At 71.2% G+C, this 23,456-nt stretch carries 23 protein-coding genes; 11 read left to right on the top strand and 12 right to left on the bottom strand.

From position 1 onward, the window contains the following. The first annotated feature begins 25 nt into the window (after positions 1–25). The 7 genes from AC5677_RS24980 (at position 26) to AC5677_RS24950 (ending at position 8,041) form a co-directional block, all read left to right on the top strand. Positions 26–550, top strand: a complete 525-nt coding sequence (locus AC5677_RS24980) for a PadR family transcriptional regulator (protein WP_497190160.1) — start codon at positions 26–28, stop codon at positions 548–550. Beyond that, a complete protein-coding gene (locus AC5677_RS24975; RefSeq protein ID WP_497190159.1) occupies positions 547–1,236 on the top strand; it encodes an ABC transporter ATP-binding protein in 690 nt (229 codons plus the stop codon). The genes AC5677_RS24980 and AC5677_RS24975 overlap by 4 nt, the downstream gene beginning before the upstream one ends. Positions 1,237–1,249: 13 nt before the next feature. Next, entirely contained in the window at positions 1,250–3,646 is a 2,397-nt protein-coding gene (locus AC5677_RS24970) for an ABC transporter permease (protein WP_497190158.1), read from the top strand. Positions 3,647–3,648: 2 nt separating this feature from the next. Next, entirely contained in the window at positions 3,649–6,069 is a 2,421-nt protein-coding gene (locus AC5677_RS24965) for an FtsX-like permease family protein (RefSeq protein ID WP_497190157.1), read from the top strand. A 75-nt stretch (positions 6,070–6,144) separates the two neighbouring features. Continuing rightward, positions 6,145–6,744 carry a dihydrofolate reductase family protein gene (locus AC5677_RS24960; RefSeq protein ID WP_497190156.1) on the top strand — a complete coding sequence of 200 codons (600 nt, stop codon included), beginning with the start codon at positions 6,145–6,147 and terminating at the stop codon, positions 6,742–6,744. Positions 6,745–6,758: 14 nt separating this feature from the next. Continuing rightward, positions 6,759–7,334 carry a Uma2 family endonuclease gene (locus tag AC5677_RS24955; RefSeq protein ID WP_497190155.1) on the top strand — a complete coding sequence of 192 codons (576 nt, stop codon included), beginning with the start codon at positions 6,759–6,761 and terminating at the stop codon, positions 7,332–7,334. A 92-nt stretch (positions 7,335–7,426) separates the two neighbouring features. Further along, on the top strand, positions 7,427–8,041 hold the full coding sequence (locus AC5677_RS24950; RefSeq protein ID WP_497190154.1) for a Uma2 family endonuclease: 615 nt from the start codon (positions 7,427–7,429) through the stop codon (positions 8,039–8,041). Between the two features lie 7 nt (positions 8,042–8,048). On the opposite strand, the gene AC5677_RS24945 is transcribed toward AC5677_RS24950, so the two are convergent. Next, positions 8,049–9,005, bottom strand: a complete 957-nt coding sequence (locus AC5677_RS24945; protein WP_497190153.1) for a hydrogen peroxide-inducible genes activator — start codon at positions 9,003–9,005, stop codon at positions 8,049–8,051. Between the two features lie 156 nt (positions 9,006–9,161). Between AC5677_RS24945 and AC5677_RS24940 the strand changes: the two genes are divergently transcribed. Together AC5677_RS24940 and AC5677_RS24935 are read left to right on the top strand one after the other, a co-directional pair. Then, the gene (locus AC5677_RS24940) at positions 9,162–9,716 is read left to right on the top strand and encodes a peroxiredoxin (protein WP_400063527.1); all 555 of its coding nucleotides are present in this window, start codon (positions 9,162–9,164) and stop codon (positions 9,714–9,716) included. Between the two features lie 35 nt (positions 9,717–9,751). Next, positions 9,752–10,285 carry an alkyl hydroperoxide reductase gene (locus AC5677_RS24935; RefSeq protein WP_497190152.1) on the top strand — a complete coding sequence of 178 codons (534 nt, stop codon included), beginning with the start codon at positions 9,752–9,754 and terminating at the stop codon, positions 10,283–10,285. A gap of 148 nt (positions 10,286–10,433) precedes the next feature. Here the strand turns inward: AC5677_RS24935 and AC5677_RS24930 are convergent, their stop codons facing one another. From AC5677_RS24930 to AC5677_RS24915, 4 genes are all read right to left on the bottom strand, one after another. Further along, complete coding sequence (locus AC5677_RS24930; protein ID WP_497190151.1) at positions 10,434–11,921, bottom strand: AI-2E family transporter; 1,488 nt, start codon at positions 11,919–11,921, stop codon at positions 10,434–10,436. 145 nt (positions 11,922–12,066) lie between these two features. Beyond that, positions 12,067–12,762 carry an aggregation-promoting factor C-terminal-like domain-containing protein gene (locus tag AC5677_RS24925; RefSeq protein WP_497190150.1) on the bottom strand — a complete coding sequence of 232 codons (696 nt, stop codon included), beginning with the start codon at positions 12,760–12,762 and terminating at the stop codon, positions 12,067–12,069. Between the two features lie 408 nt (positions 12,763–13,170). After that, a complete protein-coding gene (gene phoH2, locus AC5677_RS24920; protein ID WP_497190149.1) occupies positions 13,171–14,493 on the bottom strand; it encodes an RNA 5'-3' helicase PhoH2 in 1,323 nt (440 codons plus the stop codon). A gap of 705 nt (positions 14,494–15,198) precedes the next feature. Then, entirely contained in the window at positions 15,199–15,996 is a 798-nt protein-coding gene (locus AC5677_RS24915) for an isoprenyl transferase (protein ID WP_497190148.1), read from the bottom strand. Between the two features lie 124 nt (positions 15,997–16,120). Between AC5677_RS24915 and mgrA the strand changes: the two genes are divergently transcribed. Continuing rightward, positions 16,121–17,158: an L-glyceraldehyde 3-phosphate reductase gene (mgrA, locus tag AC5677_RS24910; protein WP_497190147.1), complete on the top strand. Its 1,038-nt coding sequence runs from the start codon at positions 16,121–16,123 to the stop codon at positions 17,156–17,158. Between the two features lie 268 nt (positions 17,159–17,426). Here mgrA and AC5677_RS24905 read toward each other — a convergent pair whose 3' ends face one another. Then, positions 17,427–18,164, bottom strand: coding sequence for a prepilin peptidase (locus AC5677_RS24905; protein ID WP_497190146.1), 738 nt, complete (start codon positions 18,162–18,164; stop codon positions 17,427–17,429). A gap of 122 nt (positions 18,165–18,286) precedes the next feature. Here AC5677_RS24905 and AC5677_RS24900 point away from each other — a divergent pair, with 122 nt between their 5' ends. After that, complete coding sequence (locus AC5677_RS24900; RefSeq protein WP_497190145.1) at positions 18,287–18,673, top strand: DUF192 domain-containing protein; 387 nt, start codon at positions 18,287–18,289, stop codon at positions 18,671–18,673. A gap of 53 nt (positions 18,674–18,726) precedes the next feature. Here the strand turns inward: AC5677_RS24900 and AC5677_RS24895 are convergent, their stop codons facing one another. The 6 genes from AC5677_RS24895 to AC5677_RS24870 all read right to left on the bottom strand — a co-directional run bounded on the left by AC5677_RS24895 (position 18,727) and on the right by AC5677_RS24870 (position 23,433). Next, positions 18,727–19,368 carry an OmpA family protein gene (locus AC5677_RS24895; RefSeq protein WP_497190144.1) on the bottom strand — a complete coding sequence of 214 codons (642 nt, stop codon included), beginning with the start codon at positions 19,366–19,368 and terminating at the stop codon, positions 18,727–18,729. An 8-nt stretch (positions 19,369–19,376) separates the two neighbouring features. Next, on the bottom strand, positions 19,377–19,964 hold the full coding sequence (locus AC5677_RS24890) for a hypothetical protein (RefSeq protein WP_497190143.1): 588 nt from the start codon (positions 19,962–19,964) through the stop codon (positions 19,377–19,379). Between the two features lie 142 nt (positions 19,965–20,106). Beyond that, positions 20,107–20,820, bottom strand: coding sequence for a pilus assembly protein TadG-related protein (locus AC5677_RS24885; protein WP_497190142.1), 714 nt, complete (start codon positions 20,818–20,820; stop codon positions 20,107–20,109). Positions 20,821–20,834: 14 nt separating this feature from the next. Beyond that, positions 20,835–20,999 carry a hypothetical protein gene (locus AC5677_RS24880; protein ID WP_497190141.1) on the bottom strand — a complete coding sequence of 55 codons (165 nt, stop codon included), beginning with the start codon at positions 20,997–20,999 and terminating at the stop codon, positions 20,835–20,837. A gap of 562 nt (positions 21,000–21,561) precedes the next feature. Next, positions 21,562–22,461, bottom strand: a complete 900-nt coding sequence (locus AC5677_RS24875) for a DUF5936 domain-containing protein (protein ID WP_497190140.1) — start codon at positions 22,459–22,461, stop codon at positions 21,562–21,564. A 21-nt stretch (positions 22,462–22,482) separates the two neighbouring features. Next, positions 22,483–23,433: a type II secretion system F family protein gene (locus tag AC5677_RS24870; protein ID WP_497196747.1), complete on the bottom strand. Its 951-nt coding sequence runs from the start codon at positions 23,431–23,433 to the stop codon at positions 22,483–22,485. Positions 23,434–23,456 lie beyond the last annotated feature (23 nt).

Here is a 23,456-nt window from a genome sequence, read left to right as displayed (position 1 = left end):
ACACCCACGACGTAAGGTGGTCGGCATGTCAATCGGTCATACGCTGCTGGGCCTTTTGGAGTCCGGCCCCCGCCATGGGTACGACCTCAAGCGGGCCTTCGACGAGCACTTCGGGCACGACCGGCCGCTGCACTACGGCCAGGTCTACTCCACGATGTCCCGGCTGCTGAAGAACGGCCTGGTCGAGGTGGACGCAGTGGAGACCGGCGCGGGCCCGGAGCGCAAGCGGTACGCGATCACGGACGCCGGCGTCACGGACGTCGCCCAGTGGCTCGCCCGCCCCGAGAAGCCCGAGCCCTACCTCCAGTCCACGCTCTACACCAAGATCGTCCTGGCGCTGCTGACCGACCGCAACGCCGCCGAGCTGCTGGACACCCAGCGCGCCGAGCATCTGCGGCTGATGCGCGGACTGACCGAGCGCAAGCGCGGCGGCGACCTCGCCGACCAGCTGATCTGCGATCACGCACTGTTCCATCTGGAGGCCGATCTGCGCTGGCTGGAGCTGACCGCCGCCCGGCTGGACCGGCTGGCAGAGACGGTCAGGGCATGACGCCGGAAGGATCCCTGCTCTCGGCCGAGGGACTGCACAAGGCATACGGGGCGACGCCCGCGCTGGACGGCGCGGAGTTCTCCATCCACCCGGGCGAGGTGGTCGCCGTCATGGGCCCCTCCGGCTCCGGCAAGTCCACCCTGCTGCACTGCCTCGCCGGGATCATCGGCCCGGACTCCGGCACCGTCCGCTACGGCCCGCACGACCTGACCCGCCTCAGCGACGCCCAGCGCAGCGCCCTGCGCCGCACCGACTTCGGCTTCGTCTTCCAATTCGGCCAGCTGGTACCGGAGTTGACCGCGCTGGAGAATGTCGCGCTGCCGCTGCGACTGAACGGCACCAAGCGCAAGGAGGCCGAACGGCAGGCGCGGGAGTGGCTGGAGCGGCTGGAGGTCGAGGCCGTCCACGGTCAGCGGCCCGGGGAGCTCTCCGGCGGCCAGGGCCAGCGGATCGCGGTCGCCCGCGCCCTGGTCACCCGCCCGCGCGTCGTCTTCGCCGACGAGCCCACCGGCGCCCTGGACTCCCTCAACGGCGAACGCGTGCTGACCCTGCTCACCGACGCCGCCCGCGACACCAGCGCCGCGGTCGTGCTGGTCACCCACGAGTCCCGGGTCGCCGCCTACTCCGACCGCGAGATCGTCGTCCGCGACGGCAAGGTGAAGGACATGCTGGCGGGCTTGCGATGAGCCGTCCGTGCCGATGAGCTCGTCGAGCGCGGCCCGTACCGGCCCCGCGGTCCGGGCGCGGGGCTCCGCCCTCGGCGGGTGGGCCCGGGATCTGGCGATGGGGATGCGGTTCGCGGCCGGCGGCGGGCGCGAGGGCTGGATCCGTACGACCCTGACGGCGCTCGGCGTCGCCCTGGGCGTGGCCGTCCTGCTGCTCGGGGCGTCCGTACCGTCCCTGACGGCGGCCTGGCACGGCCGGGAGAAGGCACGCGAGAACCTCGGCCAGGAGCACCCGCCGAAGGCCGGCGACCACACCCTGCGCTACGCCTCGGCGGACACCGTCTTCCACGGCGCGCAGATCCGCGGGCGCCTGGTACGGCCCGACGGCGCGCATCCGCCCGTACCGCCGGGCATCCGCCGCCTCCCCGGGCCCGGCCGGATGGTGGTCTCGCCCGCCCTCAAGGAGCTGCTGGACTCCCCCGGCGGCGCGCTGCTGCGCGAGCGGCTGCCGTACTCCGTGGCCGGTGTCATCGGCGACGAGGGCCTGCTCGGCCCGCGGGAACTCACCTATGTCGCCCGGCCCGTCGCCCTGCCCGAGGCCGCCGGTTACCGCATCGACCACTTCGGCAAGTCCTGGGAGTCGCCGCCGATGCGGGCGCCCGTCGTCCTGCTCGTGATCATGACCTGTGTGGCGCTGATGACGCCGGTGATGGTCCTCATCGGCACCTCCCTGCGGTTCGGCAACGAGCGCCGCGAGCAGCGGCTGGCCGCGCTGCGCCTGGTCGGCGCCGATGTCCGCACCACCCGCCGGATCGCCTCCGGCGAGGCGCTGTTCGGCGCGCTGCTGGGGCTGGCCGGGGGCGCCGCGCTGTTCCTGGGCGGCCGGCAGTTCGCGGCGCCGATCACCCTGTGGGACGTCAATGTCTTCCCCGCGGACGTGGCGCCGGGCGCGCTCGCCGCGACGGCCGTCGCCGTCCTCGTCCCGGCGGCCTCGGTCCTGGTGACGCTGATCGCGCAGCGCGGCATCACGGTCGAACCGCTCGGCATCGTCCGCCGCCGCCCGCCGCCGCGCCGCCGGCTGCTGTGGCGGCTGGCGCTGCCCGCCCTCGGCACCGTGCTGCTGCTGCCGATGTCGTGGCCGGCGTCCTCGATCGACTTCGGGCTCAACCCCGTTCGTCTGACGGCCGGTTCGATGCTGCTGCTGTTCGGGGTGACGGCGCTGCTGCCCTGGCTGGTCGACGCGGTCGTCGGGCGGCTGCGCGGCGGGCCGGTGTCCTGGCAGCTGGCCGTCCGCCGCCTCCAGCTGAGCAGCGGCCCGGCCACCCGTGCGGTCAGCGGCATCACCGTCGCGGTGGCCGGCGCCCTCGCGGTCCACATGCTGATGACCGGGATGCAGGCCGGTTACGCCGATGCCTACGCCAGGTCCGGCAAGCTCCCGCGGGTCGGCTACTGGGCCGAGGCGCGGGACTGGCCGCACGCCCGGCAGGCGCTCGGCGCGCTGCGGGCCACGCCCGGGGTGACCGCCGTACGCGGCGCCATCGACGCAGGGGCCGGCCGGCTGCCCCGGCGCGGTCACGGCGCCGGGACCTACACCCACCTGGCGGTCGGCGGCTGCGCCGAGCTGCGGCGGCTGGCCCACCTGCCCTCCTGCCGCGACGGCGATGTCTTCGTGACCCACCCCAAAGACAGGCTGTCCGGCAAACCGCCCCTTGCGCCCGGAGCGGCCCTCGACCTCAACCCGCCGATGGTCGACGGCACTCCGGCGCCGCCGCCGCGCCCCTGGAAGATCCCCGCGACCGCCCGCACCGCCCGCACCGTCTCCCCCGGGGACGGCCCCGGCCCCTTCCCCGCGCCGTACGACGTACTGGCCACGCCCGCCGCGCTCGACCCCGCCCGGCTCCAGGACCCGCTCCTGGAGATCAGGGTCGACTTCGACCGCGGCAGCCCGGACGCCGTCGAGCGCATCCGCAACACCGCGGCCCGTATCGACCCGACCCTGCGCGAGCACTCCTTCCTCGACAACCCCCATGACCGGCAGCTCTCCAGCGTCCGCAGCGCCATCTTCATCGGCTCCGTCATCACCCTGCTGCTGATCGGCACGGGCCTGGTCATCTCCACCGTCGAGCAGCTGTACGAGCGCCGCCGGCTGCTGTCCACCCTCGACGCCCACGGCATCCGCCGCACCACACTGGGCTGGTCGATCCTGTGGGGGACCGCCATCCCGGTCGTCCTGGGGCTGGGCCTCGCGGTCGGCTGCGGGCTCGCGCTGGGGGCGCTGCTGCTGACCCTGATCGACAGCGGGGTGACGGTGGACTGGCCGGTGGTCGCCGGGATGGCCGGCATCGGCGCCGGAGTGATCCTCTTCGTCACCCTGCTGAGCCTGCCGCCGCTGTGGCGGATGATGCGGCCCGAGGGGCTGCGGACGGAGTGAGCGTGCCGACACCGAACCCGACACCGATACCGGCTGCGATACCGACGGCGACACCGGCCCGGGGCCGGGCGCCGGGGGCCGTCCGCTGGTGCCGCGATCTGGCGATGGGCGCCCGGTTCGCCGTCACCGGCGGCCGCAAGGGCTTCATCCGTACGGCGCTGACGGCGCTCGGCGTCGGACTGGGCGTGGCCGTCCTGCTGCTCGCGGCCGCCATCCCCGACGCCGTGGACGCGGCCATCAGCCGCAACAGCGCCCGCTCCACCCGGCCCGCGGCCGCCGGTTCCGGCCCCACGGACCACACCCTCCTGATCACCAACCTGAGCGGCGCCTACCGCGGTACGCCGGTCCGCGGCCGGATCGTACGGGCGGAGGGCCCGCACGCACCCGTCCCGCCGGGCCTGTCCCGGGTGCCCGGCCCCGGCGAGATGGCCGTCTCCCCCGCCCTCGCCGACCTGTTGGCCGCCCCCGACGGCGCGCTCCTCAAGGACCGCTTCGCGCATCTGCGGATCACCGGCCGGATCACCCGGGCGGGCCTGACCCACCCCGGCGAACTCCTCTTCTACGAGGGCAGCGACGCGCTGCGCGGCGCCACCCAGGACGTCGAGCGGATCACCGGATTCGGCGAGCGGAACAACGGGTTCCGCGCCAGCCCGCTGGTGGTCCTGGCCATCGTCGTGGGCTGCGTCGCCCTGCTCACACCGGTCGCCGTCTTCATCGCGACCGCGGTGCGGTTCGGCGGGGAGCGCCGCGACCGGCGGCTGGCCGCCCTCCGCCTCGTCGGCGCCGACCGGGCCACCACCCGCCGGATCGCCGCGGGCGAGGCGCTGGCCGGCGCCCTGCTCGGCCTGCTCACCGGCACCGCGCTCTTCCTCGCCGCGCGCGTCCCGATCTCCTCCCTCACCCTCGCCGGCAGTGGCGTCTTCCCCTCCGACGTCACACCGAACGCCGCGCTGACGGCCTTTGTCGTCCTGGCCGTGCCGTGCTGCGCGGTCGGCGTCACGCTGTTCACCATGCGGCGGGTCACCGTCGAACCGCTGGGCGTGACCCGTACGGCTCCGCCGCTGCGCCGCCGGCTGTGGTGGCGGCCGCTGCTGCCGGCCGCCGGGGTCGCGTGCCTCCTGCCGCAGGCGATCGGCGGGCTCTCCGCCGGCGACACCGCCACCATCCAGACGATCCTCGGCACCTCGCTCCTCCTGCTGGGCGTCGCGGCGCTGCTGCCCTGGCTGCTGGATGCCGCGGTGATGCGGCTGGGCCGCTCCGGACGCGGCAGCCAGTCCTGGCAACTCGCCATCCGGAGGCTGGAGTTGACCAGCGCCTCCGCCGCCCGCTCGGTCAGCGGGATCACCGTGGCGGTGGCCGGCGCCCTCGCCGTCCAGCTGCTGATGACCGGCACCGGCATCCAGGACGCGGCGGAACTCGTCCCCACCCGCTGGACCACCGCCGAGGCCCGCCAAGGCGCCGTGCCCGCCGCAAGCGCCGCCACGATGCAGGCCCGGCTCGCCGCGGCCGACGGCGTCCGCACCGCCCACACCCTGATCACGTCGTCCGCGGGCCCGGCCGCCCCGGCGCGCCCCGCCGCGCAGGACCCCGACCCCGAGCCCTACGCCCTGACCGTCGCCGACTGCGCCACCCTCCGCGAAGTGGCCCGCATCGGCTCCTGCTCCGACGGCGACACCTTCCTCGTCAAGGACGACGACTACGGCTCCTCCCCCCGCCCGGGGCAACGGCTGGCCCTCGGCCCGGCCGGCCGCCACGCGGACCACCGCCGCCCCGCCACCTGGACGGTCCCGGCCACCACCCGCCGTGTCGCCTCCCGGCACGCCGCCCCGCCCTGGATCGCCGGAGCCGGCCTGCTCGCCACGCCCGGCGCACTGGACGCCACCCGGCTGCGCCATCCCGCGGTCACCACGCTGCTGCTCCTCGACCCGGGCCGCCCCGACGCCATCGAGCACGTACGCAACGCCGCCGCCCTGATCGACCCCCGCATCGACGTGCTGGCGGCCGGCTACGGCGACACCGGCGACGACGTCCTGGACCTCACCCGCCGCGGCCTGACCGCCGGCGCCGTCGCCGTCCTCCTCCTGATCGGCTGCGGCCTGCTGCTGACCACCCTGGAACAACTCCACGACCGCGCCCGCCTCCTGTCCCATCTCGACGCCCTCGGCACGCCCCGCGCCCTCCTCGGCCGCTCCGTCCTGTGGCAGACCGCCCTCCCCGTCGCCCTCGGCCTCGCCCTCGCCCTCACCTGCGGCCTCACCCTGGGGGCGCTCCTCCTCCACATGGCGGGCCGCACTCTGCACCCCCAGTGGCCCGCCCTCCTCACCGTCACCGGCACGGCCGCCACCGTCATCCTGGGCGTCACCGCCCTTTCCCTGCCGCTCCTTTGGCGACTGATGCGGCCGGAGGGCCTCCGTACGGAGTGATCACGCGGCACGTCATAAGATCACCCCGCTCGCGCACCGGCACCCACGCCGGGCGGCACACCCAGGGGGATCTCCATGCGCAAACTCGTCTACTGCATCGCCTCCACCCTCGACGGCTTCATCGCCGGCCCGGACGGGGCGGACCCCACCGGCCCCGACGGCTTCTGGCCGATCCCCGGGGACTACATCGAGCACCTCACCACCGAACTCCCGGAAATCCTCCCCGTCCAGGCCCGCGCGGCCCTCGGCATCACCGCCGAGGGCACCCGCTTCGACACGGTCCTGGAAGGCCGCAAGACCTATGAGATCGGCCTCAAGGCGGGCCTGACCGACTGCTACCCGCACCTGCGCCACCTGGTCTTCTCCCGCACCCTGACCCAGAGCCCGGACCCGGCCGTGGAACTGGTCGCCACCGACCCGGTCGCCAAGGTGCGGGAGCTCAAGCAGCAGCCCGGCAAGGACATCTGGCTCCTCGGCGGCAGCGAGCTGGCCGGCGCCCTCTACCCGGAGATCGACCAACTCCTCATCAAGCTGGGCCCGTTGACCATCGGCTCCGGCATCCCCCTCTTCTCCCCCGGCACCGCGTTCGACCCGCGTACCTGGGACCTGACCGCCCACAGTGTCCTCAAGAGCGGCGCGGCGTTCTTGACCTATGACCGCCCGGCCGCCCCGTAACGAACAGGACCCGTATGCGCCCCCGCACCCCGACCCTGCTGGACCAAGTCGACTGGCTGATGGAAAGGGTGCCGGGGGCCCGGTTCGAGGTGCTGGGGGGCGAGATCTGTGTGACGCCGTTGCCGGATGCGGCGCATGCGTGCGTACTGACCGATCTCTCGCTTCTGTTCCTGGACGCAGGCCTGCGTGATGACAGGACACACGTCCTCCAGCGGGTCGGCGTCTGGCTACCTGGCGGCCCGTACGACTTCGCCATTCCCGACCTCTCCATCACCGACGACTTCGAGGGCCACGAGGTCGAATACAACTGCTGCGACCCGGCGATCTTCCGCCTGGTTCTGGAGGTGACCTCGAACAACTACGGCAATGAGCTGCGGTCGAAGGTCGCGGCGTACGCCGACGGCCGGATCCCTGTGTACGTGATCATCAACCGACGGGACGAGCGCATCCACGTCCTCACCGACCCGTCCGACGGCACATACCGCAGCCATCGCGTCCATGCCCCGGGCGAGCGCGTCACGCTTCCGGCCTCCATCGGCGTCGAGGTCGAACTCGATGTGGCGGCGATCCTCGAAACCGCCCGCCCCTGACACCTCGAACGGGCGAACGTGGTCATACGAGACGCATGCGGGTGGCCAGGCCTACGATGATGGCCTCGACACCAGCCAACAGAAGGCATCTGATGTCTGCAGCACCCGTCGAGCCGCCGCACCCGGACGGACCGCTGACGCAGCTCGCCGTGGCGAAAAGGCTCATGGAGCAGAACCCGGGCCACCGCGTCGAGATCATCGGAGGCGTCATCGTTGGGACCCCACCACCGAACGTTCCTCACGAGCGGGCGCTGAAGCGGGTCGCCGCCCCATTGGTCGCGGCAGGCCTGGACGACGGCGAGAAGTCGGAACTGTTCCACGGAATCGGCGTGTGGCTGCCTGACGGGCCTGAGAACTACGCCATCCCGGACCTGTGCCTGGTCGACGCCGATATCGAAGAACACAAGGTCACGGGCGACTGCTACAGCCCTGTGGTTTTCCGCCTCGTCCTCGAGGTCACGTCGAGCAACTACAACAACGACCTGCGGGCGAAAGTGGTCGCCTACGCCAACGCCAAGATCCCCGTCTACGTGATCATCGACCGCAAGCACGACCGCGTCCACGTTCTCACCGACCCGGCGGAGAACGGCTACGACAGCCACCGCGTGCACGCCGCAGGCGAGCAGATCACGCTTCCCGAATCGATCGGCGCGGAGGTCAAGCTCGACGTTGCGGAGCTCCTGGCAGCCGGCAGAAGCCAGGTCTGACCCGCCCCTACTCCACCACCCGCACCGGCAACAACCGCATAGCCTCCCGCAACGCCCCCGCGAACTCCTCGAATTCCGCCTGGCGGGCCGTGCCCGTCCGCATGGCGACGGCGATGCGACGCGACGGCTGGGGATCGGCGAAATAGCCGGTCGTCAGCAGATCATTACGAGCCGTCTCCACCCGCAGCGCCGTACGCGGCAGCAGCGTCACCCCGAGTCCGCCGGCCACGAGCTGGACCAGTGTCGACAGTCCGGCCGCGCTCGTCGTCACCGGGGCGCCCTCCTCCCGGCCCGCCTCGCGGCAGATGTCCAGGGCCTGATCGCGCAGACAGTGGCCCTCGTCCAGCAGCAGGAGATCGAGCTCCTTCAGCGCCTGCCGGGGGATGTCGGCGCGGCCGCCCAGCCAGTGTTCCTTGGGTGCGACCAGGACGAAGTCCTCGTCGAAGAGGGGGAGTTCGGTGACGTTGGGGACGCCGAGGGGGACGGCCAGGAGCAGCAGGTCGAGGCGGCCCTGGGCGAGGCCTTCGAGCAGCGAGGCGGTCTGTTCCTCATGGACCTGGAGGTCGAGGTCCGGGTACGAGCCGTGGGTGAGCCGCAGGACGGTCGGCAGGAGGTACGGGGCGACGGTCGGGATGACGCCCAGGCGCAGCACGCCGGTGAAGGGGGCGCGGGCCGCCTCCGCCTCCTCCATCAGGTCGCCGACGGCCTCCAGGACCGTACGGGCGCGGGCGGCGACCCGTTCCCCCGCGGGCGAGAGCAGCACCTTGCGCGTCGTACGCTCCAGAAGCTGTACGCCGAGCGCCTCCTCCAGCGCGGAGACCGCCCCGGACAGCGCGGGCTGGCTCATGCCGATCTCGGCGGCCGCCTCGCGGAAATGCAGATACTCGGCCACCGCCGCGAACGCCCGCAGCTGGGCCAGGCTGGGCTGGCGGGGCCGGCCGGCGCCGCTCACCGGTGAAGCCACTGATAACCACCTCCGATCAACATCAACCAGTCTAGCTATTTCCCTGATCAATGAGCACTGTGGCACTGTGTGAACCGTCCAAGCCCCAAGGAAAGCCGCCGAGACCCCCAAAAGGGGCAGTTGGCGTTGGCTTTTCCCCCGCTGCAAGGAGAGCGCGTGCTCACTGTCGGTGACAAGTTCCCCGAGTTCGACCTGACCGCCTGCGTCTCGCTCGAGTCCGGCAAGGAATTCGAGCAGATCAACCACAAGACCTACGAGGGCAAGTGGAAGATCGTCTTCGCGTGGCCCAAGGACTTCACCTTCGTGTGCCCCACCGAGATCGCCGCCTTCGGCAAGCTGAACGAGGAGTTCGCCGACCGCGACGCGCAGATCCTCGGCTTCTCCGGTGACTCCGAGTTCGTGCACCACGCCTGGCGCAAGGACCACCCGGACCTGACCGACCTGCCCTTCCCGATGCTCGCCGACTCCAAGCACGAGCTCATGCGTGACCTGGGCATCGAGGGCGAGGACGGCTTCGCGCAGCGCGCCGTCTTCATCGTCGACCAGAACAACGAGATCCAGTTCACGATGGTGACCGCCGGTTCCGTCGGCCGTAACCCCAAGGAGGTCCTGCGGGTTCTGGACGCCCTGCAGACCGACGAGCTGTGCCCCTGCAACTGGTCGAAGGGCGAGGACACCCTCGACCCGGTCGCGCTCCTCTCCGGCGAGTGAACTGACCTCTGAACGGAACGGAAGGCTGATCCGACATGGCTCTCGACGAGCTCAAGTCCGCGGTACCGGACTACGCCAAGGACCTGAAGCTGAACCTCGGTTCGGTGATCGGCAACAGCGACCTGCCCCAGCAGCAGCTGTGGGGCACGGTGCTGGCCTGCGCGATCGCCTCGCGGTCGCCGAAGGTGCTGCGTGAGCTGGAGCCGGAGGCGAAGGCGAACCTCTCCGCCGAGGCGTACACGGCGGCCAAGTCCGCCGCCGCCATCATGGCGATGAACAACGTCTTCTACCGCACCCGGCACCTGCTGTCGGACCCGGAGTACGGCAACCTCCGTGCCGGTCTGCGGATGAACGTCATCGGCAACCCGGGCGTGGAGAAGGTCGACTTCGAGCTGTGGTCGCTGGCCGTCTCGGCCATCAACGGCTGCGGTATGTGCCTGGACTCGCACGAGCAGGTGCTCCGCAAGGCCGGCGTGGACCGCGAGACGATCCAGGAGGCCGTCAAGATCGCCTCCGTCCTGCAGGCCGTGGCCGCCACGCTGGACGCCGAAGCGGCGCTGGCGGAGTAAGTCCCCGGCACCGGCACCCCCATGCACGGAACCCCGCAGATGCGTCTGCGGGGTTCCGTGCGTTTCTGCGGGGTTCGCGTGTGCTGCGGCGTTCCGTGCGTGCCGCGGCGTTCCCTGCGTGGGGGTGCCGCCCGGCCGCCCGGCCGCCCTATCCGTCGGCCGCCGGGCGTCGTTCCGTGGGCGCCACCCCGATCGCGGTGGCCCCGTGCGGTCGGGGCGTCATCCGCAGCGCCTGTTCCTTGGAGTACGAGCGGAGATAGCCGACGACCGTGTTGGTGACCGCCACCAGGGGGACGGCGACGACCGCCCCGCCGATGCCCGCGATCAGGCTGCCGGAGGCGACCGAGAGGATCACGGCGAGGGGGTGGACCCGTACCGCGCGGCCCAGGATGAACGGCTGCAGGACATGGCCCTCGATCTGATTGACGGCCAGGACGATCGCCAGCACCATCAGCGCCGCGAAGACGCCCTGGGTGACCAGCGCGACCACACAGGCCAGCGCGCCGGAGACCACCGCGCCCACCAGGGGGATGAACGCGAAGAGGAAGATGAAGACGGCGAGGGGGACGGCCAGCGGCACATCAAGGACCCACAGCCCGATGCCGATGAAGATGGCGTCGATCAGGGCGACGATGACCGTGCCGCGGACGTAGGCGGTCAGCGTCCGCCAGGCCCGCGGTCCGGCGCCCGCCACGCCCTCACGTGCTGCGCCCGGTACGAGCTTGAGCACCCAGCCCCAGATGCGGGGGCCGTCGTAGAGCAGGAACAGCGTGGTGAACATCGCCAGCAGGATGCCGGTGAAGACCTCCAGGATGACGGTGACGCCCTCCAGGCCGGCCGTGGTGATCGCCTCGGTGTTGTGGCCGACCGCGTCCTGGAGGTTCTTGGCGATCTGGTTGATCTGACTCTCGGTCACATGGAACGGGCTCTTGAGCAGCCATTCCTTCAGCTCGGTGATGCCCTTCTGGATCTGGCCGGCCACCGAGTCGATGTTGTCCTGAACCTGCCAGACGACGAACCAGCCGACCAGGCCCATCACCACGAAGCCGCCGATGAAGGTCACCGCCGTCGCCGGCCCGCGGGGCAGCCCGCGTTGGCGCAGCCAGGCCACGGTGGGCTGCAGCAGCGCGGTGATCAGCATCGCCGCGGTGAAGGAGAGCACCACCAGCTCGATGGTGGTGATGACCCGGGCCAGCACCCACAGCGTCCCGGCCAGCACCAGAAGCCGCCAGCCGACCTCGGCGGCGACCCGTACGCCCCACGGCACCGCCGCGACGGGATCCGGGCGGGCCGCGACGGCGGGCGCGTAGGAGGGCGGCGCGGGAACGGAGTCGGGCGGCGGGAGGGCGGCGGACGGCTCGTCCGACGCGGCCTCCCGCGGCACGCCGTCGACGGTCTCCGGGACACCCGGTACGGCGGTGCGGGTGGCGGTGAGCGTTCCGGCCGAGCCCTCCGCGGCGACGGCGACGGCCGGTGCGTAGGAGGGCCGCGCGGGGACGCCGTCGGGCGCGTACTCGGCACGCCTCAGCTCTTCCGGGTCGCCGGCCTCCGCCCGGCGGCGCTGCTCCTCGAGCCGCTGGGCGAGCCGCGTCAGACCGGCGCCGAGGCCGCCGACCCACTGAGGCAATCTGGACATGTCGCTTCCTCTTCCCCTCCCCTACGCCACACCTGACGGCACGACGTTACCTGTGCCGGATACGCGAAACCCCCGACGCTGACGCAGTCGGGGGTTTCGCAAGCACTGGGTGCCGCCGGTATGACCCGGTGGCTGCCGGTACGGCCTAGTACCAGCTGTTGGCCTGCCAGAACGACCAGGCGCCGCAGGGGCTGCCGTAGCGGTCGTTCATGTAGTTCAGGCCCCACTTGATCTGGGTGGCCGGGTTGGTCTGCCAGTCGGCACCGGCCGACGACATCTTCGAGCCCGGCAGGGCCTGGACCAGTCCGTACGCACCGGAGGAGGCGTTGGTGGCGCGGTAGTTCCAGCCGGACTCGTGGTCCACTATGTTGCTGAAGCACTGGAACTGGTCGCCGGCCATCATGCCGCGCGCGAGGGCCTGGGTCTCGGCGATGGTGTACGAGCTCTTGCCGAGAAGGTTGCTGACATCGCGCTCCGCGGAGCGGGATGCGGCCAGCTCCTTCTTCTTGCGCGCGTCGGCCTCCTTCTTCGCCTTGGCCTCGTCCGCCGCGTCCTTCTTGGACTGCGCGGTCTCCGCCGCTGCCTTACGGGCGGCTTCCTGTGCCGACTTCAGGGCTGCCGCATCCGCCTGGGTGGACGCGTCGTCCGCCTGCTGCGTCAGGGAAGCCGTCTGCACCTGTGCCTGTGCGCCCGCGGGGATGTCGGCGATCGTCGCATCGGCGGCGGTGGCCTCGGCGTTGACCGAGGCGGGCTGCCCTGCGGCGACGCCGACGACAGCGCCGACGGTGGTGACCGCGGTGGCGGATGCCACGGCGAATCCCCGGACCGAGATCCGGCTCACACGTTTTCCTTCCAGCATCGCCCGCATAGGTGACCTCGCGGACGCAATCGTGCCCCTGGCGCTGGTCTCCCCTTGTTCCGGACCCAGTTGAGCGGGCGGGACCGGCTGGTCACGGGAGGCACTGGCCCGGTACGTCCCCCTCGGGGGTCCGCGTGGTGCTCGGGCGGCATACGGCGACTCGCTATGAAGTTCGGTTGTTCCGCACCTCTGTGGATGCTGGTGGTGCCGTATGCGGGGCCTGACAGGACCCAGACTCTGCCCGAACGGGCCACCGCGAATCAATTCCCGGCCGGGTGTGAAAGCTCACACCTCGTTTACGCCTCAGTATTTTCGGATATCCCCGCGCACACGCGCGCCGCCCGGCTAAGCTCCTTCGCTTCGCCGGGCGGCGCGGTGGTTCACAACGGGTCAGATCCTGCCGTCCTCCAGCATTTCGGTCACCAGTGCGGCGATCGGCGACCGCTCGGAGCGGTTGAGGGTGACATGGGCGAAGAGCGGATGCCCCTTCAGCTTCTCGACGACCGCGACCACTCCGTCGTACCGCCCGACCCGCAGATTGTCCCGTTGTGCGACGTCATGGGTGAGTACGACGCGGGAGTTGGCCCCGATACGGGACAGAACGGTCAAAAGGACGTTCCGTTCCAGCGACTGGGCCTCGTCGACGATGACGAACGCGTCGTGCAGCGACCGCCCGCGGATGTGCGTGAGCGGCAGCACCTCCAACATGCCGCGCCCCACCACCTCTTCGATGACGTCCTTGGTGGTGACCGCCGAGAGGGTGTCGAACACGGCCTGCGCCCAGGGGCTCATCTTCTCGGCCTCGCTGCCCGGAAGGTAGCCCAGCTCCTGCCCGCCGACGGCGTACAGCGGCCGGAAGACCATCACCTTGCGGTGCTGCTGGCGCTCCAGCACGGCCTCCAGGCCCGCGCACAGCGCCAGCGCCGACTTGCCCGTACCGGCCCGGCCGCCCATCGAGACGATGCCGACCTCCGGGTCCAGGAGCAGATCCAGCGCGATCCGCTGCTCGGCGCTGCGGCCGTGGATCCCGAACGCCTCCCGGTCGCCGCGCACCAGCCGGACCCCGCCGTCCGCGGTGACCCGGCCGAGCGCCCTGCCGCGCTCGGACTGCAGGACCAGTCCGGTGTGCACGGGAAATTCCTCGGCGCCCGGTACGTCGGCGAACTCGGCGGCGAACAGGTCGTCCACCTGGTCCGCGGAGATGGCCAGTTCGGCCATGCCCGTCCAGCCGGAGTCGGTGATCGCCAGCTCGGCGCGGTACTCCTCGGCCAGCAGCCCCACCGAGGACGCCTTGATGCGCAGCGGCAGGTCCTTGGAGACGACCGTGACGTCATAGCCCTCGGCCTGCAGATTGCGGGCCACCGCGAGGATCCGGGAGTCGTTGTCACCGAGCCGGAAGCCGGCGGGCAGGATGCCCGGGTCGGAGTGGTTCAGCTCGACCCGGAGGCTGCCGCCGAGCCCGCCGATGGGGATGGGGGCATCCAGCCTTCCGTACTGGACCCGGTACTCGTCCAGCAGCCGGAGCGCCTGCCGTGCGAAGTAGCCGAGCTCGGGATGGTGCCTCTTGGCCTCCAACTCCGTGACGACGACGACCGGAAGGACGACTTCGTGTTCCTCGAAGCGGGACATGGCGCCTGGATCCGCCAAAAGGACACTGGTGTCGAGAACGTAGGTGCGCCGGCCGTTCTCACGGCGCTTGTTGCTGTTCACCACGGGTGGACGAACCCCCTCGGATGAGGTTGGGGTGCGACGGCGTCGCGGGGGACAGGACCGGCTTCAGGCCACGATGCACGGGCCGAACGCCGGCCCTCCGCGTCGTCCGTGCGGTCCGCACGATCGTCCGTGATGTGCAAAGGGCCTCCCGGGCGGACGACCCCATGCCGTCCGCTGAGATACGGCGCCCGTTGTCTTGTTCTGGACGCCGACCTGCAAGGGATATTCCCTCGATGGCCCGACCCCATGCCACGGCATATGACACACGCTTGATGAACCTTTGGTTACGGCCGCCGCCACCGCGCCGGGGTCCGGCGCGCCGCGCGGGGCGGGGCCGGACGGGGGCAGCGGGTGGGGCCGGGGGCCGAGCGGGCGGGGCCGGGCTGCGCCGAGCGGGTGTCAGCGGGCGGGGCGGGGGGCTCAGCGGGACGCGCCGGGCCGCGTGTCACCGAGTTGCGCGGGGCGGGTGACACCGGGCTGTGGCCGGGGGGCTTACCGGGTGCGGGCCGGGCTGGTTTGGCCGGGCGGCGCGGGGCGGCGTGCGGCGGCGCGGGCCGGGCTGGTTTGGCCGGGCGGCACGGGCCCGGGAGCCCTTGAGCCCGGGAGCCCAGGAGCCCTTGAGCCCGGGAATAACCCTCCCGTCCCGCCGCGTTGTGGCCCCGCAGGGGGCCCTCGCGTCCCCTACGGGATGCGTTCGACCGTCCCCTAGAAGCCGTAACGCCGGTGCCGGGCTGCGTAGTCGCGCAGCGCGCGCAGGAAGTCGACCTTGCGGAAGGCCGGCCAGAAGACCTCGCAGAAGTAGTACTCCGAATGGGCGCTCTGCCAGAGCATGAAGCCCGACAGCCGCTGCTCGCCGCTGGTGCGGATCACCAGGTCCGGGTCGGGCTGGCCACGGGTGTAGAGGTGCTCGGAGATCAGGTCGATGTCGACGATCTCGGCGAGCTCCTCGAAGGAGGTGCCGCGCTCGGCGTGGTCCAGCAGCAGCGAGCGCACCGCGTCGGCGATCTCCTGACGGCCGCCGTAGCCGATCGCCACATTCACCAGGATGCCCGTGTTCTCGAGCGTGGCCTGTTCGGACTCCTTCAGCACCCGCTGCGTGGCCTCGGGCAGCAGATCGCGGTTGCCGACGTGATGCACCCGCCAGCGGCCGTCCGCGGCCAGATCGCGCACGGTGTTCTCGATGATGCCCAGCAGCGGCTTCAGCTCGCCCTCGGGCCGGTCGAGGTTGTCCGTCGACAGCAGCCAGAGTGTGACGACCTCCACATCGGTCTCCGCACACCACCCCAGCAGCTCACCGATCTTGGCCGCGCCCGCCTGGTGGCCCTGCTCGGTGGTCCGCCCGTCGGCCCGCGCCCAGCGCCGGTTACCGTCCAGGATGACGCCGATGTGCTTCGGCACCTGGGCGTGGTCCAGGCGGCCCTCCACCCGGCGCGCGTACAGCCGGTAGACCAAATTGCGCAGTGCGGGCGGATAAGGGATGCGCACCCCGGAAGATCGCGTCATATGTGGTCCAGCCCCTCCGTGCCGAAATGGCCATCGCCCCGTCGCCTCAAGGGGGCAACTTTACTTCTCGGGTGTGTCGACGGCCCAATCAGGTGTGTCACAAGTACGTGATAGGGAGATGAGCATGACTGGCACAACTGACTACCGCGCCGTGGATTCGCGCTACGACTCCATGGAGTACCGGCGCACCGGCCGCAGCGGTCTGAAACTCCCCGCCATCTCCCTCGGACTGTGGCACAACTTCGGGGACGACCGCACCCTGACCTCCCAGCGGGCGATCCTGCGCCGGGCCTTCGACCTGGGCATCACCCACTTCGATCTGGCCAACAACTACGGTCCGCCACCCGGGTCAGCCGAGCTGAACTTCGGGAAGATCTTCGCGCAGGACTTCCGGCCCTACCGCGACGAGATGATTCTCTCCACCAAGGCCGGATATCTGATGCACCCCGGGCCGTACGGCGAATGGGGTTCGCGGAAATACCTCCTCTCGTCGTTGGATGCGTCACTGAAGCGGATGGGTGTCGATTACGTCGATATCTTCTACTCGCACCGCTTCGATCCCCACACCCCGCTCGAGGAGACGATGGGCGCGCTGGCGTCCGCGGTCCACCAGGGCAAGGCGCTGTACGCGGGCGTGTCGTCCTACAACGCCGAGCAGACCCGTGAGGCGGCGGGCATTCTGCGCCAGATGGGTGTCCCGGCGCTGATCCACCAGCCCTCGTACTCGATGATCAACCGCTGGACCGAGGACGACGCCCTGCTGGACACCCTCGAGGCCGAGGGCATGGGCTGCATCTCCTTCGCGCCGCTGGCGCAGGGCATGCTCACCGACAAGTACCTGCACGGCATCCCCGAGGGCTCGCGCGCCTCCCTGGGCAAGTCCCTGGACCCGGGTCTGCTGTCCGAGGACGTCGTGGGGCGCCTGCGCGGCCTCAACGACATCGCCACCCGGCGCGGCCAGTCGCTGGCGCAGCTCGCCCTGCGCTGGGTGCTGCGGGACGAGCGGATGACCTCCGCGCTGATCGGGGCCAGCAGCGTGACCCAGCTGGAGGCGAATGTCGCGGCGCTCGACGGCCCCGGGCTCACGGAGGCGGAGCTGGCCGAGATCGATCGGTTCGCGACGTCGACGGAGGGCGTGAACATCTGGGCGAGGCGGGGCTAGCTCCGTACGGCGTGGTGGGCCGGGGCAGGAGCCGCAGGGGGTTGCGGTGGCTGGTGACGGCCCGGTGGCCGAGCGGCCGAGCGGCCCGGCGGCCCGGCGGCACAAAAAAAGCGGGCCGGTCCGTGGGGGGGATACGGACCGGCCCGAGGGGGGGTTTCCACCATAACCCCGGTGGAGGGGTGATGCGTGCACCTCGTTTGTTCGCGGCGCGCCGCGGCCCACCGGCCAAGGACCCCGGCGGGCCGCTCGGGCCGGGGCCGTGGCCCCCTCAGTCCGAGGCCCCGGCTCCCAGGAGCAGCCCGCCGAATGCCCCAATGATCATGAATGGCCCGAATGGCATGACCTTGGGGCCACCCCGTCTGACCAGCATCAGCGCCGCTCCGTAGGCGGCGCCGATCAGTACTCCTGCCGCGCCCCCGGCGACGACGGTGCGCCAGCCGTACCACCCAAGGGCGATGCCCAGGGCGATCGCCAGCTTGACGTCACCCAGGCCGATGCCCCTCGGATTGACGGCGAACAACAGGAGATAGAACACACCCAGCGCCAGCCCGCCCAGCAGCGCCCGCCGCCACGCCCCGCTCTCGCCGGTCAGCCCGCCGACGAGCCCCAGCGCCCCGGCCGCCACGGCCGCGAGCGGCAGCGTCAGCACGTCCGGGAGGCGCCGCACCCGCCAGTCGACGGCGGTCAGGAGCACCGCGACCGGCGCCATCGCCAGCCAGACGGCGAGCTCGGGCCGCGCTCCCGTGGCCGCCGCGAGCGCCGCGCAGACCAGCGCGGTGCCCACCGCCGGCGCGGGCGCCCCCAGCCCGTACACCCCGCACCCGGGCTCCGGACACCGCCCGCGCCCCAGCCACCCCCGCGCCGCCCCCGTGATCACATGCCCGCCGGGACAGACCGCGCGCCACTCCTCCTCGGGCTCGACGGCCATCCGGTGAACGGGCCGCGGTATGAGCAGCCCGGCCGCGGCCCCGTAGGCGGCGGCGAGAACCATCAGCAGGACCGACATGCCCCGACCCTAGACGCGACTGCGCGCGGGGCTCGCCCTTACCGGTCTCTCCCTGTACCGGTCTCCCTCTGTACCCGTCTCACCCTTACCCGTCTCTCCCGGCGGCTGATAGAACGACGGGCATGGCACGTTGGCAGAACGGCACCGGACGGTTCGTCAGCGCGGAGGCCGGCACCGGGCTCGGCGCCGGCCTCCCGTTGGAGATCGCGGCGTCCTACCGTGCCCGCGCCCGTGGCCTGTTGGGACGCGACGGTATCGAGGGGGCACTGCTGCTGACCCCGGCGAGCGGGGTGCACACCTTCCGGATGCGGTTCGCGATCGATGTCGCCTATCTGAGCCGCGACTTGACCGTCCTGGCCGTACGCACCATGCCCCCCGGCCGCCTGGGCCGCCCACGCCTGCGGGCCCGGCACGTCCTGGAGGCGGAGGCGGGGGCGATGGAGAAGTGGGGGCTGCGGGCGGGCCTTCGCCTCACGGTGGAGCCGGACGGCCCGGCCGGCGAACAGTGAAAAAGGACGGCGGTCAGCGGCCGTTCACGAGCCGTGCGTCACGACCCCGTGCGTCACGACCCCGTGCGCGGGAAGCTGACCTCGACCCGGCGGTTCTTCTTGCGGCCCGCCTCGGTGGCGTTGTCGGCGATCGGGTACTGCTCGCCGTAGCCCCGGATCTCGAACGTCACCGATGAGCCGAGCTCGTTGGCCAGCTCGCGCTGGACGGCGTTGGCGCGCTGCTTGGACAGCGTCAGGCCGTGTGTCGCGGAGCCGAGGTTGTCGGTGAAGCCGAAGACCCGTAGGCGGGAGGCGTTCTGCTTCTTGACCTCGGTGGCGATGGCGTCGATGCGCGAGAGCGCGTCGGGCGAGAGTTTGGCGCTGTTCTTGTCGAAGAGGACCTCGGCCTGGAGCGAGAAGGTCACATTGTCGTTGGTGTCCTGGCGGCGCTCGGACCCGTCGTCGGTCTCCACGATGGACTTGATGTTGAGGACCTTGGAGGGCGCGAGCTTGGCGCCCTGGACCATGCGGAGGTCGGGGTCGTTGGGGTCGATGCGGACCGGGGGTTCGGAGTTCTCCGTGATGCCGGGTGGGTCGGCATGGGCCGTCGGCGTGGTCGGTGCCGCGGTCAGCAGCAGCGCGAGGCCCGCCGTGAGGGCCGTACGGACGGCGCAGGCGGTCCGCGAACGGCGGGGCGGTGGGGGCGTCTCGGTCATCGGCCCGCTCAATCCGTGATCTGGACGCTGGCCGGCGGCAGGGTCGGCAACTCGAAGTCGACTTCGGTCACCTTGGCCGGCGGCGCCGGGAACTGCGCGAAAATCGGGCTGCTGGCGCCCGGCCGCAGTCCGCTCAGGCCCGTCGTACACAGGCATTCGTTGTTGGTGTCTCGCAGCACCAAGTACCTCTTCTTGCCGGCCTTGTCGACGAGCGTGGCTCCGGAGACGGAGGAACGGGACTGCATCTCGGCCTCGTTGGAACGCCAGTCGATGGCGTTGAAGACGCGGGTGCCGCCGTTGGTCACCGTGCCGGTGACCGTGACGAAGCCGCCGGAGTCACGGACGACGGAGTGCAGCCGGACGACGATCCCGTCCGGTCCCTTCATCTCCGCGATCACCGCGTCGGATTCGGCCGCCGGAGTGCCGCGGCCGTTGTCCTTCGGAGCGGCGGTGCTCCGGGCCGACGGTTTGTTGCTCCCCGTCGTGCGGGATCCGCCGTTGTCACCACCGCAGCCGGCGACAACGAGCGCCAGGCCGACAGCGCTCGCCATGGCGACCGCTCGTCTGGCGGCCTTCGTGGTGCGCCGAGTGCTCATGGGTCCGATTCCTTTGATCGTCGAGTGAGTCGATGGGCCGGGTCGGGTGGATGCAGGCGATTCAGGGCAGTGGGGGGTTCAGGTGGCTCAGGTGACTCAGGGGACTCAGGGGTGGCTGCCGGGGGTGAGGGAATTCGGGCGGTCAGTGCGCCAGATGTACGGCGAACAGGTCGGAGGCGTCAGGGAAGTCCTCGGGCTTGTCCGGGTCCAGCGTCCAGCTTTTACCCTCGCAGGTGAGTTCGCGGGGCGGCGCATTGCCTCCCGGTCCCTTTCCATCCTTTCCTCCTTCTCCCTTGCCGTTCCTTCCTCCCTTGCTCCCTTTGTCGGGGTTCCCGCTCTTTCCGTCATTCGGTGGGGCGGGGGCCAGCGAACACTTCGGTACGACGACGGCCTTGGCGTTGGCCGTCGCGTGTTTGCTCTCGGTCCCGGGGATGACGGAATCACCCACGGTGTTACGGGTCTTGACCGTCACGGCGAACGACGTGGGCCAGGAGTCCGGGGTGCACACGGAGACCTCGGCGTCGTTCTGCTCCGCGAACCAGCCCGCGTTCCGGCAGGCGGCACCCGAGGGGACGCCGCGTCCGTTCAGCAGGTCTTCCCAGGACGTGGGGTCGTCCTTGGCGCCACCGTTGCCGAGCGCGGCCAGAAAGCCCTTGCTCAGTTGCTCTTTGTACTTCTGGCCCGCGGCGACCGCGGCCGCGTCGGCGGCCGTCTGCGCGCCGTTGCGGGTGGCCGCTGCCTGGCCGACGGCGAAGAGCGCGAACGCGAGGAAGAGCAGGCCCGCGACCGCCACGATGTACAGCGGAGCGGCCTGCCCGGTGTCACGCCGTCGGCGGCGCGCGATGCTACCCGTCACGGCATGGGCGACGGCTAGATGCCGACCACGTCGGAAATCTTGTCCGAGATGGCGTGCGCGATCTGGCTGCCGAAGTCCGTGGTCGACAGTACGAGCACGATCGCCACGACCACCGCGATGATGCCCAGGTACTCGATCGAGGTCTGTCCCCGGTCGTTCCCCAAAACCCGCTTCGCCATCGTCTTCCCCTTCATGGGCGGCCGGCCCGCTCTGGTCCGGCTGGTCTGCCCCCGTGGTGCCGGCACGCCGGTGCGCGCTCAGGACACGTGAAAAGTACGCCGGAACAGGGTTCCCGGAACAGGGATTCCGAACCCCTTCCTTCGTGAGGAAGATGAACGGGCGATGCAACGGCGTGTTTCGGCCAGTCAACCGCACCTCGACCACCCCCGCTCCCCCTCCGGGATCATCCGGCACTCCGACACCTCGTGGACCGGCCGGCTCGCTCGTACCAGGGTGCGAGGGAGGCCGCCAGACACACACTGTGGCACAACTCGTTGCTCCTGCGAAGATGTTGGCGGGAAGCGGGCCGTGCAACGACCGCTTCCGGCCGCACGCGAGGCCGGGTGGGCGGGGTTGGCGGAGACTCGGGTGGCAATGTGCATCCGCAAGGGTGAGCCGCACCAGCGGCAGGTGTGGAGGGTCTCACGACGAAGGCGGCGAAGGCGGTGAAGATGACGGAGGTGACGGAGGGGTGAGGGCGAAGAGCGCCCCGGTGGGAGCGGGCGGTGGCTCTCGCACGGTTCACTTGCCCATCAGGGAGCCGAAGTTGCTGCCCGAGCCCAGGAAGAAGCCGGCGACCAGCAGAATCATCGTGGCGGGAACCATGAAGGTGGTGATCACCATGGTGGCCTTGGGGACCGCGCGGGTGGCGCGGCGGCGGGCGTTCTGGGCGTCGGTGCGGCGCATGTCGTTGGCGATCTGGATGAGCGTGTCGACGATCGGGGAGCCCAGTTCCTCGCCCTGCTGAAGGGCCGTCACGAATTGGGCGACCTGTTCGGAGTCATTGCGTTTGCGCAGTTCGTCGAAGGCCATCCGGCGGCTGACGCCCATGTCCATCTGGCGGAGGGTGATGCGCAGTTCGTCGGCCCAGGGGCCCTCGTACTTCTCCGCGACCCGGTCCAGAGCCTGGCGGAAACCGAGCCCCGCGCTGACGACGACGGCGAGGACGTCCAGGAAGTCCGGAAGGGTGCGTTCGATGGTGTCCTTGCGCTGGCGGATCGCGGCCCAGATGCCGACCTCGGTCCAGAAGAAGGCGAAGAGCAGCATGAGGATGCCGAGGAGGGGCTGATCGCGGAGGAACATCACCGCGGCGGCGAAGAGGCCCAGGGCGCCGTAGACGGCGCGGCGCGCGGCATAGCGGTCGACGGTGAGGCCGCCGGGGTTGCCGGCCTGGTCGATGCGGCGGCGGACCTTCGCGACGCGCTTGTTGCCCATGAGGCGCAGGACGAGGGGCGCGTGGCGCATGCCCATGCGGTCCACGGCCGAGCCGACGACCGTCGTACGGGTCGAGCCGACCTCCAGGGACAGCGCGAGGTCCGGCGGGAGTCTGGCCTCGCGGCGGTAGAGCGCGATGCCGCAGCAGATGCCGACGACCGAGAGGGCGAAGGCGAGGGCCAGCAGGATTCCGATTCCCGTTCCCATAGGTGTACCCGAGACCCGTTCCTAGACGTCGATTTTGGCGAAGCGGCGGATGAAGAAGAAGCCCAGGGCGTAGAGGGCGAAGGCCACGACGACGGCCAGCTGGCCGAGGAAGGTGGAGGTCATGCGGTCGATGGCGCCCGGTGCGATGCGGTTCATCAGGAGGAGGGTGCCGATGCCCAGGAGCGGGACGACATAGGCCGTGACGACGACCTGGGAGAGCTGGGTGCGGACCTCGCGGCGGGTTTCCTTGCGCTCTTCGAGGGTCTTGGTGAGGTTGCGAAGGGAGCCGACGACGGTGCCGCCCGCGCGGTTGGCGAGCACGAGGGTGGTGACCAGGACGACGAGTTCGCGGGAGGGGAGGCGTTCGGCGAGCTCGCCGAGGGCCTCGTCGAGGGAGTGGCCGACGGCGAGCTTGTCGGAGACCTTGGCCAGCTCCTCGCCCGCGGGGGCCTCCAGTTCTTCGGCGGCCATGCCCAGTGCCGTGCGCAGGGCGAGGCCGGCCTGGGTGGCGTTGGCGAGGATCCGGGAGAGTTCGGGGAGCTGGTTGATGAATTTCTCGATGCGCTTCTGGCGTTGCCAGTTGAGGAAGGCGGCGGCGGCCCAGACGGCGACGAGTGCGGCGATCGGGCCGAAGAAGGGGGCGAGGGTGGCCTGCGCGATCAGCCAGAGCGCGATGACCGCGGCGAGGAGGTAGACGAAGAATTCGCCGGGGGTCAGGTCCAGGCCGGTGGCGGCCAGCCGCATCTCCAGGCGGCGGCCGAAGCGGGTGCCGCGCAGGGTGCGGTCGACGGACGGGAAGCGGCGGCGGCGCCGGGGGGCGGGCAGTCCGCTCTCGTCGGCGAGGCGGTCGACGATGGCCTGCCGCTGGGCTCGGCCGGTGGCGTAGACGCGTACGCCGATGACGGCCAGCACCCCGCACAGCAATGTGGCGCCGAGGGCGAGCAGGGGCAGGGCGGTCGAGGCGGCCGTCATCGGCCCCCCGGCGGCAGTGGTCA

The sequence above is a fragment of the Streptomyces sp. JLSY215 genome, assembly GCF_059682825.1.
This window is presented reverse-complemented; position numbering and strand designations above follow the sequence as displayed.

Excerpts from the sequence above, each read along its gene's own strand:
- AC5677_RS24980 (WP_497190160.1), top strand. The coding sequence starts at position 26 with ATGTCAATCGGTCATACGCTGCTGGGCCTTTTGGAGTCCGGCCCCCGC.
- AC5677_RS24975 (WP_497190159.1), top strand. The coding sequence starts at position 547 with ATGACGCCGGAAGGATCCCTGCTCTCGGCCGAGGGACTGCACAAGGCA.
- AC5677_RS24970 (WP_497190158.1), top strand. The coding sequence starts at position 1,250 with ATGAGCTCGTCGAGCGCGGCCCGTACCGGCCCCGCGGTCCGGGCGCGG.
- AC5677_RS24960 (WP_497190156.1), top strand. The coding sequence starts at position 6,145 with ATGCGCAAACTCGTCTACTGCATCGCCTCCACCCTCGACGGCTTCATC.
- AC5677_RS24955 (WP_497190155.1), top strand. The coding sequence starts at position 6,759 with ATGCGCCCCCGCACCCCGACCCTGCTGGACCAAGTCGACTGGCTGATG.
- AC5677_RS24950 (WP_497190154.1), top strand. The coding sequence starts at position 7,427 with ATGTCTGCAGCACCCGTCGAGCCGCCGCACCCGGACGGACCGCTGACG.
- AC5677_RS24935 (WP_497190152.1), top strand. The coding sequence starts at position 9,752 with ATGGCTCTCGACGAGCTCAAGTCCGCGGTACCGGACTACGCCAAGGAC.
- AC5677_RS24930 (WP_497190151.1), bottom strand. The coding sequence starts at position 11,921 with ATGTCCAGATTGCCTCAGTGGGTCGGCGGCCTCGGCGCCGGTCTGACG.
- AC5677_RS24915 (WP_497190148.1), bottom strand. The coding sequence starts at position 15,996 with ATGACGCGATCTTCCGGGGTGCGCATCCCTTATCCGCCCGCACTGCGC.
- mgrA (WP_497190147.1), top strand. The coding sequence starts at position 16,121 with ATGACTGGCACAACTGACTACCGCGCCGTGGATTCGCGCTACGACTCC.
- AC5677_RS24905 (WP_497190146.1), bottom strand. The coding sequence starts at position 18,164 with ATGTCGGTCCTGCTGATGGTTCTCGCCGCCGCCTACGGGGCCGCGGCC.
- AC5677_RS24900 (WP_497190145.1), top strand. The coding sequence starts at position 18,287 with ATGGCACGTTGGCAGAACGGCACCGGACGGTTCGTCAGCGCGGAGGCC.
- AC5677_RS24895 (WP_497190144.1), bottom strand. The coding sequence starts at position 19,368 with ATGACCGAGACGCCCCCACCGCCCCGCCGTTCGCGGACCGCCTGCGCC.
- AC5677_RS24890 (WP_497190143.1), bottom strand. The coding sequence starts at position 19,964 with ATGAGCACTCGGCGCACCACGAAGGCCGCCAGACGAGCGGTCGCCATG.
- AC5677_RS24880 (WP_497190141.1), bottom strand. The coding sequence starts at position 20,999 with ATGGCGAAGCGGGTTTTGGGGAACGACCGGGGACAGACCTCGATCGAG.
- AC5677_RS24875 (WP_497190140.1), bottom strand. The coding sequence starts at position 22,461 with ATGGGAACGGGAATCGGAATCCTGCTGGCCCTCGCCTTCGCCCTCTCG.
- AC5677_RS24870 (WP_497196747.1), bottom strand. The coding sequence starts at position 23,433 with ATGACGGCCGCCTCGACCGCCCTGCCCCTGCTCGCCCTCGGCGCCACA.